Annotated in this window: 11 protein-coding genes and 1 tRNA gene; 2 read left to right on the forward strand and 10 right to left on the reverse strand. The window is 65.8% G+C overall.

What is annotated here, in order from left to right; genetic code table 11:
• Positions 1–264 precede the first annotated feature (264 nt).
• The 9 genes from L0C25_RS03150 to L0C25_RS03190 form a co-directional block, all read right to left on the reverse strand.
• Positions 265–3,195: a DEAD/DEAH box helicase family protein gene (locus tag L0C25_RS03150; protein WP_271634928.1), complete on the reverse strand. Its 2,931-nt coding sequence runs from the start codon at positions 3,193–3,195 to the stop codon at positions 265–267.
• Positions 3,195–5,270 (reverse strand): site-specific DNA-methyltransferase, encoded by a 2,076-nt coding sequence (locus L0C25_RS03155; RefSeq protein ID WP_271634929.1) that lies wholly within the window; start codon positions 5,268–5,270, stop codon positions 3,195–3,197. The genes L0C25_RS03150 and L0C25_RS03155 overlap by 1 nt, the downstream gene beginning before the upstream one ends.
• Positions 5,271–5,381: 111 nt before the next feature.
• The gene (locus L0C25_RS03160; RefSeq protein WP_271634930.1) at positions 5,382–6,611 is read right to left on the reverse strand and encodes a hypothetical protein; all 1,230 of its coding nucleotides are present in this window, start codon (positions 6,609–6,611) and stop codon (positions 5,382–5,384) included.
• 32 nt (positions 6,612–6,643) lie between these two features.
• Positions 6,644–6,720, reverse strand: a tRNA-Met gene (locus tag L0C25_RS03165).
• Between the two features lie 61 nt (positions 6,721–6,781).
• Complete coding sequence (locus L0C25_RS03170; RefSeq protein WP_271634931.1) at positions 6,782–9,760, reverse strand: UPF0182 family membrane protein; 2,979 nt, start codon at positions 9,758–9,760, stop codon at positions 6,782–6,784.
• An 87-nt stretch (positions 9,761–9,847) separates the two neighbouring features.
• A complete protein-coding gene (locus L0C25_RS03175) occupies positions 9,848–10,372 on the reverse strand; it encodes a PPA1309 family protein (RefSeq protein WP_271634932.1) in 525 nt (174 codons plus the stop codon).
• Positions 10,363–11,406, reverse strand: a complete 1,044-nt coding sequence (locus L0C25_RS03180; protein WP_271634933.1) for a YlbL family protein — start codon at positions 11,404–11,406, stop codon at positions 10,363–10,365. The genes L0C25_RS03175 and L0C25_RS03180 overlap by 10 nt, the downstream gene beginning before the upstream one ends.
• 14 nt (positions 11,407–11,420) lie before the next feature.
• Positions 11,421–11,657, reverse strand: a complete 237-nt coding sequence (locus L0C25_RS03185; RefSeq protein ID WP_271634934.1) for a hypothetical protein — start codon at positions 11,655–11,657, stop codon at positions 11,421–11,423.
• Between the two features lie 56 nt (positions 11,658–11,713).
• Positions 11,714–12,145 carry a molybdenum cofactor biosynthesis protein MoaE gene (locus tag L0C25_RS03190; protein WP_271634935.1) on the reverse strand — a complete coding sequence of 144 codons (432 nt, stop codon included), beginning with the start codon at positions 12,143–12,145 and terminating at the stop codon, positions 11,714–11,716.
• A gap of 30 nt (positions 12,146–12,175) precedes the next feature.
• On the opposite strand from L0C25_RS03190, the gene L0C25_RS03195 reads away from it, so the two are divergent.
• Together L0C25_RS03195 and L0C25_RS03200 are read left to right on the forward strand one after the other, a co-directional pair.
• Positions 12,176–13,564, forward strand: a complete 1,389-nt coding sequence (locus L0C25_RS03195) for a zinc-dependent metalloprotease (protein ID WP_271634936.1) — start codon at positions 12,176–12,178, stop codon at positions 13,562–13,564.
• Entirely contained in the window at positions 13,561–14,112 is a 552-nt protein-coding gene (locus L0C25_RS03200; protein ID WP_271634937.1) for an NUDIX hydrolase, read from the forward strand. The genes L0C25_RS03195 and L0C25_RS03200 overlap by 4 nt, the downstream gene beginning before the upstream one ends.
• 4 nt (positions 14,113–14,116) lie before the next feature.
• Here L0C25_RS03200 and L0C25_RS03205 read toward each other — a convergent pair whose 3' ends face one another.
• Positions 14,117–14,671 (reverse strand): M48 metallopeptidase family protein, encoded by a 555-nt coding sequence (locus L0C25_RS03205; protein WP_271634938.1) that lies wholly within the window; start codon positions 14,669–14,671, stop codon positions 14,117–14,119.
• Positions 14,672–14,693: the final 22 nt, after the last annotated feature.

Here is a 14,693-nt window from a genome sequence, read left to right on the forward strand (position 1 = left end):
CGCTCACCGGTGCGTACGTGGTCTGATCCGGCCTGAGCGACCAGCGCCGCGAACTCTGCCTCGTCGTGCGCTGACCCGACAGCGAGGTCCGGCCAAGATCGCCGTCCAGTGCCACGAGTCAGCGATACCTCAGTGCATCACGTCGTCCTCGCGACTGAAGCGCGGACACCAGAAGACTAATGGGCCGTCTCGATCTCGGGACATCTGCCGATACGTTGATGTCGACGGGGCCGAGCAACGGTCCCTGGTCCACGATCTCCGCCGTTAGAAGATCGTCGTCTGGCTCGACTCCTCAGGCCGACGAAGCTGAGCCATTTCCAGCGCCTCCGAGGCGCGCATGCCCTTCGACTCCCAGTTCTTGACGAACTCCTCGCCTAGCAGAACGTAGGACCAGGACACGTCCATCCGGAGGTGTGGTTCGAGTTGGTTGATCTGCTCCACCCATCCAAGCGCTGCGCGTTCCTTCCGACGTACATTCTCATCGGAGAGCGCCGACTGTGCCTTGGTCTCTACTATGAAAATCGAGTCCACGGTGCGGACTATGAAGTCGGGCGAGTACTGCGCTGGCATTCCGTCGGCCTTCAGGTACGGGCGACGCATGACCTGGTGGCGATGCTCGTGTACCTTGCAGAAGGCCTCCACTTTGGAGTCCTTCTCGGCCCAGAGTATGAACCGTTTCTCCAGACCGCCCTTGTGCGTCGGTATGGGCAACTTCGGGTAGATGCACTTGTTGACCTGGACGCAGGATGTTGAGCGCACAGGGATGGTCTGTACCTCGGAGAGCAGGATGTGTCGAACCTCTGCCTCCGCAGCGGACACGCTCTGCTGCAGCTCAGTGAGTTGAGTCGCGAAGACACCAGCGATGTGCTGGGCCACGTCGTCCACCATGAGGACCCGCCAGTTTTCGCCCTCGTGGGGGTCGAAGTCCCGGCCGAATAATCGGCGACGGATGTAGGTGTCCAGCCACCCGAGCACCATCGGCTGGTGTGCTTGCAGGATCGGGTACTGGCTCGCAGACTTGAACTTTGCGGCGCTCTTCGTGATGTTCGCGCCGAGAGCATGGGTGATCCGGTTGGTCATCCGCGATAGATAGTCGTTGTACCCGGTCGCCGTGAGGATGCCGCCTTCCACCCGGTAGTCCCCGTACTGAGTTCCCTCCTGTTGATCGTGGGAAGCGAACCGGTCACCCTCGCCGATCTCTCGGATGAGGACGTCGATCGGATACTTGCTGGCCCGCAGCGCCATCGGGTCGAGGCTCGGCGCATTCAGCTCATCGTCGGCTTCACGCAGGATCACGGGGATCTCGAAATCGAACACCTGATAGCCGGGCTTGAGGTCGACGCTCTCCAGGTCACCACGCGGGTTCTTATTGTCCGCGTCATCACCGACGGTGCCCGCCAAGCCTTCGGCGAGCAGATCATCGTAGAACTCTTCAAACGCGGGGTGCTCGACCACGAACAGGACGTCGAAGTAGTTGTTCGGCTCCTGACCGTTGGCGATCCGCTGACGCGTCTCTCGCTTGAGCTCGTCGATCGTCTCGTCCCCGCGCCACATGAGCCGGAGTCCGCGACCGACGGTTTGCTCGAGCAGGATCGAAGCCTGCGAGCTGCGCAGCGGGACGATCACACAGATATTCGACACGTCGAAACCCTCGCGAAGCATCAGTACCGACACGATCGCCCTCGGCGACGGGTGACGGTCGACGTCGAACAGCCGCTCGCGGATCGGCTCCCAGTCCTTCTGAGTCAACTCCCTCTTCTTGCCCGAATCGACGCGCAGCACGTCCTCGTCGCTCATGCCGGTCCCATGGAGGAACTCCTCCACCAGCGGGGTGACGTTTGTGTCCTCGCAGATCACCAATAGCTTGGGGTGCTTGTCGGGGTCCGTATTCGCGAACTGCTCCTCGAGTATGCGCAGTTTGGTCAGTCCGGCCTGGAGCATGACCCGTTGCCCCTGGGACAGGGCGACTACGGTGCCGTCGTCGTCCCGCTCCGCTCGAAAGTCCAACGGGAGCGCGGCGATCTCCTTGCGCTTGTCCAGTGCCAGGGACTTGACCAGACCGGCCTTCATGGCGCTGGTGAGATCGAAGTCCACCACGATGTGCGGGAACCACTGACGACCCTTCTTCTTGCCGGTGCCCACCTCGTTGTACGGCGTGGCCGAGAAGTCCATCTGAATAAATCGCTCGCCCTTCGGTGCAGCGATCTCCAGCAGGCTCTTCTGCCACTCGACGTCAGTGGCCTCCCCAGAAGTGCGCACCTCGTGTATGTGGTGTGCCTCGTCGTTCATCACCATCAGGTCTGGCAGGTCGACTAGGAACTGCAGGGGACCGCCTCTGGCGAACCGCCGGTCCAGCACGTCGAGGGCATTGCCGGCATTGGTACCGGGAGTGAGCGGGAAGAACGACTCGACCGCGGCCTTGGGGTCGATGTCCTTCCCCGGCGCATCGACGTCGTCCACGCCTTCGATGAACGTGTCGTCCTCCACACCGGCGAGCAGGTGCCAATTGGTGATTGCGACGATGCCGCCACCGGTCACCTTGCGACCGATTTCAGCCTTGGTCACAACCGAGGACTGCAAGAACCCGAACACCGACGTGCGGTGGTTGTCCGGGACGAACAGGTCGCGCTGCTGGTAGATGTCGCTGGTGGTGAAATCACGCTCGCCGTCGACCTCCTTCCCCAGGAACGAGTCGAGCAGTCGGTCGTAGACGATCAGGCCTGGGGCGACGATCAGGAAGTTGCTCGTGAATCGGTGATCCTCCGGCGTGGCCTGCTTGTTCAAGTACTGCCAGACGAGCAGTGCGTTCAGTACCCAGGTCTTGCCGGTGCCGGTCGCCATCTTGGCGGCGTACTTCGGGTGCTTGTGCCGGCCTCGGGTGACCTCTCCCAAGCGGCCGCCATCCAGCAGCGCGTCCGGCGCTGCCGCCTGATAGAGCTCGCTCAGCGTTCGAGCGCCCAGGACCTCGTGGGCGTAGATGACGTGGAGGATCGCGGAGCGCTGGCCCTCGTGAAAGTTGAGGCGGCGCACATCGCAGTAATCCTGCTGGAACCAGAACCTAAGCAGCTCCGCGGTCGTTGGGGTGACCTCGCCGAGCACCTCAGGCTCCTGGCCACCCACCAGGTCCGGGACCTGCGGTTCAACCAGCTCCGAGATCCCGGTTGCCAGCGGGAAGCGGTCGCGCTGTTCGGCCATCAGTCGACCTCCACCCCATCGATGACGACCTCGGCCTCGAACCCGAAGACGTCCACCGCCCGTACGCAGACCCGACGCTGCCCGGCCTTCTTCGGTAGCTGCAGATGAGCGGTGGTGACCACGCGCAGCGGGTCGTCGTCGTTCTCGGTGTTGCCGCGGTAATCCTGCCAAACCGAGCGGAAAACCTCGCCGTCGTAGTCCGGGTCGACAGCCCAGTACTCGATGAGCGCGAGCGGCTCGTCGTTCATTACCTGCTGCAGCGATGCTCGGTTCTTGTCGTCGAGGTTGATCGCGCCCGGCGACAGGAGGACATAGTTGGTGAGGTCCAGCCTCAGCTCCTCGCCGTCAGCGACCTCCTTGCGACCGACCACCCTGGCCTCGAGGTACTGGAGGCTCGCGAACCGCACGCTACCGGCCAGCTTCTCTGCCCCGCCCTTCTTCTTGAGGCGGTCGAGGAGGTCCGGCGGGATGACCAGGACCTCGAGGTTGTCGTCGTCGAGAGCCGCGATGGCCTGACCGATGCCAGCGGAAAAGTTCCAACCCAGCACGACGACCTTGTCGAACCCGCCCATCTTGCTGTCTCGGTAGCCCTGGGCTCGGCGCAGCGTCGAGATCGTGGTCAACTTCGACGGACTGTCCGCCACGACCAGAGTGCGCGTGTTCGGGAGCCGACCAAGACTGCCGTTGACGTTCTCCTCCGGCGGCAGCGGCAGCGCACCGAAGAGGTCGAGAACCACCTTCGCGAGGTCCCCTATCCGAAATGATCGGCCGAGGGTCGAGCGAGCCTGCTCAACCTGGTAGTCGCCGATCGCCTGGTAGAGGAATGGCTTGGAGTCGAGATCGATCATGCGTTTGCGTGTGATCATCGCGGCGGGCTTGCCCAGATCCGACACCACCCAGCGCCGACCTGTCTTCTCGGCCACCGCTGCTGTAGTGCCAGACCCCACGAAGAAGTCGGCGACGACACCTCCAGGAGGGCAGCTCGTCGACACGATCCGATCGAGGAGCTTTTCCGGCTTCTGCGTTGGGTAGTCAAGACGTTCCTTGGACGTCGGGCTGATGCGGTTCAAGTCCGACCAAAAGTCCGTGACTGGTGTTCCTCTGGCATCACGTAAGAACCGCTTTCGACTCAGCGATCGCCCAGTCGAGGAGAGCACGATCTCGCCCTGGTCGTACAGCTTCTGCATCGTCTCCTGCGAGTAGCGCCAATAGCCCTTCACTCCGAGGAACTCGTAGTACGGGTTGCCTTTGGCGGCTCCGCCTGGACCATCGACAGGCATGAGGCGATACCGCTCACCTGAGTCTGGGTCGATGTGCTTGTAGTCCCGCTTGATGATCTCATCGGTGTAGGGCTCGTAGGGAGGCCTCCAAAATCGATCTGGTCCCTTACCAAAGACCAGGAGACGCTCGGATACCCGCCCAAAATGAGAAGCCCCCTGGCCCGAATCTCCATGGGCGTGCGACCGCTTCCACGAAATGTCATTAACGAAGTTGTCCTTGCCGAAGATTTCGTCGAGAACGACCTTCACGTACGAGGCGACATGCCAGTCCAGATGGACATAGATGGTGCCCACCGGCGATAGCAGCTCGCGCATGAGGATCAGGCGTGGCGTGATCATTGCGAGGTAGGAGGCCGTGCCGTCGGCCCAGGTGTCGGAGTACGCGAACTGCTCCAGCACCGTCGGCTTCTGATTGATCGTCGCACCTGGAAGCGTGACCTTTGTCCTGTAGTCGGCCTTTGAGTCAAAAGGCGGATCGATGTAGATCAGATCAATCCTGTTGCGCAGGCTCGGGTTCGCCTCGTCGCCGGCAAGCAACGCCGCCATGGCCAGGAGGTTGTCCCCGTAGATCAACCGGTTGAGGTCGGCGTTGCCCGCCGCTATGTCGCCGCCCGCCGTCTCATGGTCGGCCCGCTTGAACAGGTCGGCTGCGACGGAGTCCTTCGACGGGATCACCAGTTCGCGGGTCTGGAGCGTGACGCGGTTGCGACCCTCAAGGCCTTCCAAGACCTGGGCCGCCTGTCGCTTACCGGCAGCGACGATGCCGGGCAACTGCTCGAGTAGGGACTTGCTCACGTGAATCCTCCCGCCAAGTACCAGCCTGCCAGCGAGTCTCCCGCTGCCCTGACCAACATCATGGCTGACCCTACCGACAGAATCGGGCCGCCGGGCTTGAACGCCCTGCTCTCATGCAGCCTCCTCGGACACAGCCCTCTCATTGACGAAGGAGATCAAGCTGCACACCAGCATCAGACCCTGAACGAGGTTCCGTCGGGTGTACTGCTCCGCGCTGACGGTGTGCGCCGTCGCGTGCCGATTGAAGGTCGTAGGGATCGCGTCGCCATCCTCGGCATGGAACTGCCGATGGGCTTGCCAGATCGGCCCGAGTGCGATCAGCGAGCGAACTCCCAGCTTCCGGTATTCGTCGTTGGTGCGACTACCGCTTCTGTCGGGCGTGAACTTCCTCTTCGTGTCCCGATCCCCCATGTACGAGGTCACGACCGTGTCGGTCAACGACCCGACCAGTGCCTGGGCAGCGGAGTGGTGACCACCGTCAAGTGCGTCGAGGGCAGCGAGTCCGGTGGCTACCCATTCTGCGACGTACTCCGTCGTGCAAGCATCGAGCGCCACTCGGCAGTCCTCGGCAATCGCCTTCCACTCGTGTTCGATGATGGCGAGTCGGACGTCTGTTCCTTCAGCGTGGACCAGTGCTTCAGCGATCACCGTGCGCGGCACTACGTACAGCGCGATGCCGTCCTCGAGCACAACTTCCTCGACGGCCGAGAACTCTAGATCGTCGATGCCTCGCAGGTTCGCGGGGTAGAAGGCGGTGCTGAGCTTCCTCGCGCTCTCGGCGAGGGATCGGAATGTCGCTTCGTGATGCTTGGCGATCTGGTCAGCGAGCCGCGAGACTGAGTCAGCGAACTCGGCGTTCCTGGCGATCTCCGCGAAGATCGAGTCCATCTGTGGCATCGCGCTCAGCGACTTGAGTGCGTCCGAGTTGATGACACTCATCTGCTTCGCCCACTGCGCCTGCGCAGCTCGGAACGGCTTCAAGGCTTCGGCCGCAGCAGTCGATATGCCGGTGAACGCGCTGAGGTTCTTGGTCACGGAGTCCGGGATCGCGACGGCCTTGGCGATGCTGGCCTGCGCCCTGGTCAGGCCAGCGAGGTCCGGGAGATTGAAGTCGAACTTGGGAAGCATCGCGCCGTGCAGGTTGTCGAAGGCGCGACGCAGGCGCTCGCGTTGCTCAGGGGTCAACTCGACACTGTCATCTTCGTCATCTGGTTCTGGCGTCACCACTGGCACCCCACAGACGCTACGTGGATCTGAGCCAAGGTACCCCAGTTCTTCGCAAACTGTCAGGGATTTTGTCAGTGTCTGGTCTGACTCGAGGACAAACTGAAGGCCCTCCAACTCAGCGTTTCTGCTGGTCAGAGGGCCTTCTGTGGTAGCGGGGGCAGGATTTGAACCTGCGACCTCTGGGTTATGAGCCCAGCGAGCTACCGAACTGCTCCACCCCGCGTCGCCTCCGCAACTATAGGGGGCCGGGCATCCGCTAATCAAATCGGGCCGGTGACCGGCGGTCAGCCGCCGGCGGAGTCGCCCGAATCGCCTTCGTTTCCGCCGTTCTCGCCGTTCGAGCCGCCGTCGGGTGGCTGCTCGCCGTCCATCAGCGCCTTGGCCTGCTCGAGCAGCCTCCCGGCCTTGTCGTTCAGCGTCTGGTACCTCGACAGGTCGCCGTCGTCGAGCGCGGCCTGCGCATCCGAGAACGCCTGCACGGCTTGGTCGACCAGGTCACGCGCCGTCGCTTCGACGTCGGGCGGCGTGTTCGTACCCGAGTCGTCATCGCCGTCGGTGTCGGTGTCGGGTCCGATGCCCAGCGCGTCGCGGAGCGCCTCGTCGAGGTCCTTGCCGGATCCGACGTCCTCGCCGAACGACGCGACCACGAGCTGCAGCACGGGATACGAGCCCGAGGTGCCGGTGTTCTGGGTGTACACCGGTTGCACGTACAGCAGCGCGTCGCCGATCGGCAACGACAGCAGGTTGCCGTACAACACCTCGACGCTGCTGTTGTTGGTGAAGCTGAGCAGCTTGCCGCGGACACCGTCGTCGTTCGCGAACGTGTTGTCCATCTGGTTCGGGCCGGGGATCTGTTGCTCACTGGACAGCTGCAGTATCTGGAACGAACCGTAGTTCTTGCTCGTCGCCTCCGAGTCGACCGACATGAACGCACCGAGGTTCTCCCGGTTGTTCGGCACGTACACGCTGGTGAGCGAGAAGTTCGGCGTCTTCTCACCCGGTCGCGCCATCGACAGGTAGTACGGCGGCTGCTTCTCGCCCGTCGAGGACGTCGGGTCCTGGGGTACGACCCACCGCTCGTCGTCCTGGTAGAACGTGTCTGCATCCGTGACGTGGTAGCGCTCGAGCACGTCGCGCTGCAGCTTGTACAGGTCGACCGGGTACCGCAGATGCTCCATCAGCGTCTCGGGGATCTCGGACTTCGGCTTCACGATGTCCGGGAACGTCTTCATCCACGCATCGAGCAACGGATCCTCGGTGTCCCACTGGTACATGTCGACCGTGCCGTCGTACGCGTCGACGACGGCCTTGACCGAGTTACGTACGTAGTTGACCTGATCGGTGGGCAACGCCTCCTGCGCACCGGTGTTGGTCAGCGTGTCGGAGGTCGCCTCCTCCATCGAGCGCTTCTCGGAGAGCGGGTAGTCGTCGCTGGTGGTGTAGCCGTCGACGATCCAGACGACACGGCCGTCGACGACGGCCGGGTACGGGTCGCCGTCGACCTCGAGCCACGGCGCGACCTTCTCGACGCGGTGACGCGGATCGCGGTCGTAGAGGATCTTCGAGTCGGAGTTCACCCGGCCGGACAACAAGATATTGGGCTCGCCGAACTTCGCGGCGTACAACAGCTGGCGGAACGTACTGCCGACCTCGACGCCGCCCTTGCCGTCGTAGGTGTTCTGCGTCGACGACTCGGTGTCGTCCTCTCCCCCGCCGGTGGGGATGTCGATCTCGACCGGGTTCGTACCCTCAGGCGCACCGACGATCGAGTAGTCCGGTCCGCCGCCGCTGCTTCCGAACGCCTCGCCGTAGTAGATCCGCGGTGGCTTCTTGAATTCGAACTCTCCGCGCGGAGGGATGTCCTGCTCGACCCAGACCGGCTCGCCCTCCGCGTTGACCTGGTTGCCGCGCGCGGCGATGACGCCGTAGCCGTGCGTATAGACGGTGTGGTCGCCGGTCCAGGTGCGCTGGCTGTCCTGCAGGCCGCTCAGGTCGAGCTCGCGGGCAGCGATCACGAGGTCCTGAGGCTGGTCGCTCTCGTCGATCGTGTAACGGTCGATGTCGAGCGTGTCGGGCACCGTGTAGTAGCCGCGCACCTGCTGCAGCTGCTCGAACGCCGGCGCGACGAGGGTGGGGTCGAGCAACCGCGTCGACACCCGGGTCTCAGACGACTCGCGTAGCTCGGCCGAGTCGACGGTCGTGGTCGCGTCGTAGTCCTCGACCTGCACCTGGCCGATGTCGTACGCGTCACGCGTCGCCGTGATGTTCTTCTCGATGTACGGCGACTCCTTGTCCTGCTCGGACGGCTTCACCTGGAACGACTGCATGATGGCCGGCCAGATGCCGCCGATCAGGATCGAGGAGAGCAGCAGCAGACCGACGCCGATGCCCGGCAGCATCCACGAACCGCGTACGGCGTTGACGAAGAACAGGATCGCGCAGATCAGGGCGATCACGATCAGGATGTTCTTGCTCGGGATACGTGCGTGCGCGTCGGTGTACGAGATGCCCGTGTGCAGTGAGCCGTCGGCGGTCGCGAAGCCGTACCGGTCGAGCCAGTACGCGAACGCCTTCAGCAGCATGAAGACTCCGATCATGATCGACAGATGGACGCGAGCCGCCGTCGATACCTTGCTGACCCTCGCCTGGAACGAGATCGCGCCGTAGAGGTAGTAGACCAACGCGGTCAGGATCATCGCCACGATCAACAGCGCGAAGCCGTACGACGCGAGGAAGCGGAACCACGGGTAGTCGAAGACGAAGAAGCCGATGTCCTTACCGAAGTACTCGTCGTCCTGGCCGAAGGAGCCGCCATTGCGCCACAGCAGGTACGTCTCCCACTTGCCGACCGCGACGGCTCCGGAGAAGCCGACCAGCGCGATGCCGAGCACGATGAACAACGGCTTGCGGACGGGGTCGATGCCGTCGCGATAGCGCGCGACCGGATCGCTGATGCGCGCCTGACCCGCAAGGGGGGGCCGACAGCGGTACGCGAGGTACACACTGCCGAGCACGACTCCGGCGAAGACCAGACCGAAGATGAGGAACAACACCACCCGCGTACCGAGCAGCGTCGAGTAGACCGAGCCGTAGTCGAGCGCCTGGAACCACAGCCGGTCGGTCCAGATGCCGGTGAAGATCGACGCGAGGAAAATGAGCACCGCAAGCGTGATGATCGTCGGGATCAGCACTCTGCGACCGCGGCCGGTGGATGCGGGCGGCTCCTCGTCGCTCTTCGAACCCGCTGCGAATCCGTCGCTCACGTCTCTCCTCGTATTGGCGACTCATTTGTCAGGTACTGCCGATCGATGACCCGGGCGCAGACACGCGGTCGGCGACCCGGGCACCTCCTAGTCTGCCAGGGTCCCCGCGATCAGCCTCGTCAGTGCCGGTACGAGGTCGGGTCCCTCGAGCAGGTCGTCGGGGTTTGCACGCATCCGCACGGCGCAATGCGCGTCGCCCGTACGCGTGACGGCGGCGACGATCCGGACGTCCTGCCGGTCGGGATGCTTCGCCGCGTACGTCTCGAGATCCCGAGCGTCGTCGGGTAGTCCGTCCTCCGCCTCGGGCGGCAGCATCAGCCGCTCGACGACGGCGGCGCAGCCGACCACCTGCGGCGGCCACATGATCTGGGCCAGCGTGTCCTCGAACGGCCGCTCGGCGGGTACGTCGTCCTGGGCGATCGGCGTGAGCGAGTCGGGATCGGCGTCCTCGTCGAGACCGAGGCTGCGCGCCATCGCCGGCTCCGCGCGGACGAGATCGCCCGTCGGCACGAGGGCGTACAGCCGCGGCGGTTGGTCCCAGCCCTCGCCCGCCGCATGCGACTCGATCTCGAGCACCGCCTGCCGCAGCGCGGAATCTTCACCTACTCGCACAACGGAACCTCCGCACCGGGATCTTCCGCGAGCGCCTCGAGCGACTTCACGGCCTGGTCGAACGTCTTGACCTCGACGAGCTTCATACCGTGGTCGTCGCCGTCGGCGGCCTCTTCGCAGTTGCCGGTCGGGGTGAGGAAGATCGTCGAGTCGGCGGCCGCCGCACCCGCGATCTTCTGCTGGATCCCGCCGATCGGTCCGACGGTGCCGTCGTCGGCGATCGTGCCCGTGCCGGCGACCACCTCGCCGCCCGTGAGTGACTCGCGGGTCAGCTCGTCGTACATCGCGAGGGCGAACATCGTGCCGGCACTCGGGCCGCCGACGTCCTCACCGACGTTGTTCTTGACGGTCACCGGGAAGTCGTACCCGATGCCGACGCCGATACGCGACAGCGACTTGTCGTCGGGGTTCGGCTCGGTCGTCAGCTTGACCGTGCGATCGGCGTTGCCACGCTCGACGTCGAGCGTCACCTCGGTGCCGGGCTCCAGCGTCGTGATCGCCGCGATGACGTCGTCGGGCGAGTCGACCTCGTCACCGTCGACCGCGAGGATCGTGTCGCCCTCCTCGAGTTTGCCGGCGGCGGGTCCTTCCGGGTCGATCGGCTTCTCGACCGAGACGTGCACGTCGAGTCCCGCCGCGCGTAGCGCCACCGCCTCCGAGATCGTCTTCGAGCTCGACATCTGCAGGCTGGTCTCCTGCTCTGCCTCCTCGGCCGTCTGCCCCTCGGGGTAGATCACGTCCCGCGGTACGACGGCGTCATCGTCGCTGAACCAGGCCGATATCGCCTGCCCGAGCGACAGTTGCGACCCCGCGCTCGTCACCGAAACGGTCGTGAACCGGAGCTGCCCGTCGGTGTCGTACGTCTGAACGCCGTCGCCGAATGCGATCACCGGCTTGCCCTCGAACTTGCCGAGGGTGTCGAAGGTCGGGCCGGGCTTCATGGTGACGTACGGGACGGGGATGAGCGCAGCAACACAGACCAGCACGAGTGCCGCAGCGGACGCAGCGAAGAGCGTGAGGTTACGGCGAGACATAGGGCGCTAGTCTTTCACCGCGCGCCGCGGCCACGGCTCGAGGGGCGCACGGCGACTCCGCTCGAACGCTCGTGGGGCTGGGTCGCGACCATCAGCGGCTTGCGCGATCTCCTGCGCATGGCGCGGGACAAGCGCTCATGCGCACGCTCGTCGGTCGCACGGGCGTCCCGTGAGCGTCCCAACCACGCGGCCCACAGCATCGCGAGCGCGGTCACGGCCAGCGGCGCGGCCAACCAGAGCAGGATCTCCACCGCACCAGGGTAGGCGGAAGTCGTACGAACCCTCGTGAGGCACGGCTGGGTCGTGCCTAGGGAGTGCCGACCCACTCGTCGCTGCCGTCGCCGAACACCTGGTGCTTCCAGATCGGTACGCCGGCCTTGAGGTCGTCGATCAGCGCGTGACACGCGCCCATCGCCTCGCCACGATGTGCCGCGGACACTGCCACGACGACGGCGATATCGCCGATACCGAGCGAGCCGACTCGATGCACGGCGCTGAGCGCGATCACGTCGAACCGAGCGGTCACCGCCTCGGCGACCTCACGCATTCGCGCGGCGACCGTCGGATGCGCGGAGTACTCGAGCCGGTCGACCCCGCGCCCGCCGTCATGGTCACGCACAGTGCCGACGAACAGCCCGACTCCCCCGGCGTGCGGATCGACGACACTCGCGTACACCTCGTCGAGGCTCAGCGGTTCGTCGCGTACGTCGAGCAGGCGGATCACATCGGCAGCGGCCATAGCCCATCACCTTACGAGTAGGTTGGAGGTATGGCCACGAATCCTCCAGACGACAGCCAGGACAACACGCCGGACAAGAACCCCGACGACTCCGGCGCGGGCGACGCGCAGAACCCATTCGCGGGTACGCCGATGGAGCAGATGTTCCAGGCGTTCTCGGGCGGACAGATGCCCGACATGAACGTGATCATGTCGCAGATGCAGCGCATGTTCGCGCCGCACGACGGCAGCGTGAACTGGGAGCTCGCCACCGAGATCGCCCGCCACACGGTCGCGCAGTCGCCCGACCCGTCGGTGACGACGGCCGACTCCGGTGCGGTGTCCGACGCCGTACGTCTGGCGGAGCTGTGGCTCGACGCGGCGACGAGCATACCGGCGGGCGCGACGACCTCTGCGGCGTGGAGCCGCGCGGAGTGGATCGAGGCGACGGCACCCACCTGGCGGACGTTGGTCGAGCCGATCGCGGAGCATGTCGTGGGCGCGATGAGCGAGGCCGTGCCGGAGGAGGCCAAGCAGATGGCCGGTCCGCTGGTCGGCTTCCTCGGCCAGGCGGGCGGCGCGATGTTCGGCCAGCAGATCGGCCGTGCACTCGGCGAGCTGGCGACCGAGGTGGTCTCGACCACCGATGTCGGCCTGCCGCTCGGCCCGGAGCGGGTCGCGGCGATCCTTCCCCGCAACGTCAAGGAGTTCGGCGAAGGCCTCGGCGTCACGCCGACCGACGTCACGCTCTACCTCGTCCTGCGCGAGTGCGCCCACCACCGGCTGTTCGCGCACGCACCGTGGCTGCGGGCGCGGCTCGTCGGCGCGGTCGAGGAGTTCGGCCGGGGTACGAAGATCGACATGTCACGCATCGAGGAGTCGATGCGTGACATCGACCCCTCCAACCCGAACGCGATCAACGAGGCGCTGTCCGGTGGGCTCTTCGAGCCGACGCGCACGGCTGCGCAGCAGAGCGCGCTCGACCGGCTCGAGCTACTGCTCGCGCTCGTCGAGGGTTGGGTCGACGAGGTGGTCAGCCAGGCAACGGCCGAGCGGATGCCGGCGGCGACCAGCCTGCGCGAGGCCGTCCGCCGGCGGCGCGCGGCCGGCGGCCCGGCCGAGGCGACGTTCGCCTCGCTCGTCGGGCTCGAGCTGCGGCCGCGACGGTTGCGCGACGCCGCACACCTGTGGGCGGCGCTGCGAGATCGCAACGGTGCCGACGCGCGCGACGCCGTCTGGGCCCATCCGGACCTGCTGCCCTCGGCGGCCGATCTCGACGACCCGCTCGGCTTCGCGACCGATGGTGACACCCGGGCCGACGACGACGACTTCGACGCGGCGCTCGCCGATCTGCTCGACTCTGCGGACCAGCCGCCGTCCGACGACGATCCGGCCGACAACGAACCGGACGACGGCGAGAGCGGTACGTCCGGGGCGTGAGCGGCGACGACGGCGGCCTGCACGCCGACGCGGTCGACCTGCTCGGCCGGTGGCGTCCGCCCGGCGACGACCAGGACCGGCTGCGCGCCGCGTACCTCACTCACCTCGCAGCGCATCCGGACGCCATGCGGCGCTCGTGTACGCCCGACCACCTGACGGCCAGCGTGCTGGTGATGTCGGCCGAGCGTACGCACGTACTCCTCACCCTGCACCGCAAGCTGGCGATGTGGCTGCAGACCGGCGGCCACTGCGAGCCGAGCGACGCCGGCCTGGTCGCCGCCGCGACCCGTGAGGGCGTCGAGGAGTCGGGCATCGCCGACCTGAGCACCGACCCCGACCCCGTCCTGTTGTCGCGACACGAGGTGCCCTGCGGCCCGGTACGTCCGGCACACCACCTCGATGTGCAGTTCGTTGCGTACGCGCCACCCGGCGCACAGGCGCGGATCAGCGAGGAGTCCGCAGATCTGCGGTGGTTCCCGCTCGGCGCCCTCCCCGAGAGCGCGGACGCGAGCGTACGCGCGCTGGTCGGGCACGCCGCGCGGCGTTGAGCGGCTAGTCCGCCTCGTCGACCCAGTCGAGCCCGGCCGTCGCGGAGACGCCGTCGAGGAAGCCGCGGGCCCGCTCGGTACGCGGATACCGGTTGACCAGCTCCCAGAACGCGTCGTCGTGCCCTGGCTCCCTCAGATGCGCCAGCTCGTGGATGAGGACGTAGTCGATCACCCACAGGGGCATGCCCTGGAGGCGGCTCGAGAGTCGGATCGAGCGGTCCTCGACCGTGCACGAGCCCCAGCGCGCCGTCTGGTTGTCGACCCACCGCACCGAGTCCGGGGTGCACGAGCCGTCGAGGTAACGCACGTTCAGCGACTCGGCTCGCCGGTGCAGGTCGGTATCGGTCGGTTTACGACGCTCGGACTGGCGCTCCAAGCGCTCGAGCATCGTCTCGACCCAGCGACGCTCCTCGGCACGCGACAGCCGGTCGGGCATCAGGATCACGATGGTGTCGCCGTCGCGGTACGCCGCGACCGACCGACGACGGCGCCTGCTGCGCCGAATGTCGATCTTGGGCTGCGTCTCGTCGGAGCCGCCGCCGGGTGTCGGCTGCGTCACAGTCTCACGATAGAGGGCGCAC

Origin of the sequence: Solicola gregarius (assembly GCF_025790165.1) — a bacterium.
Classification (GTDB): Bacteria; Actinomycetota; Actinomycetes; order Propionibacteriales; family Nocardioidaceae; genus Solicola; species Solicola gregarius.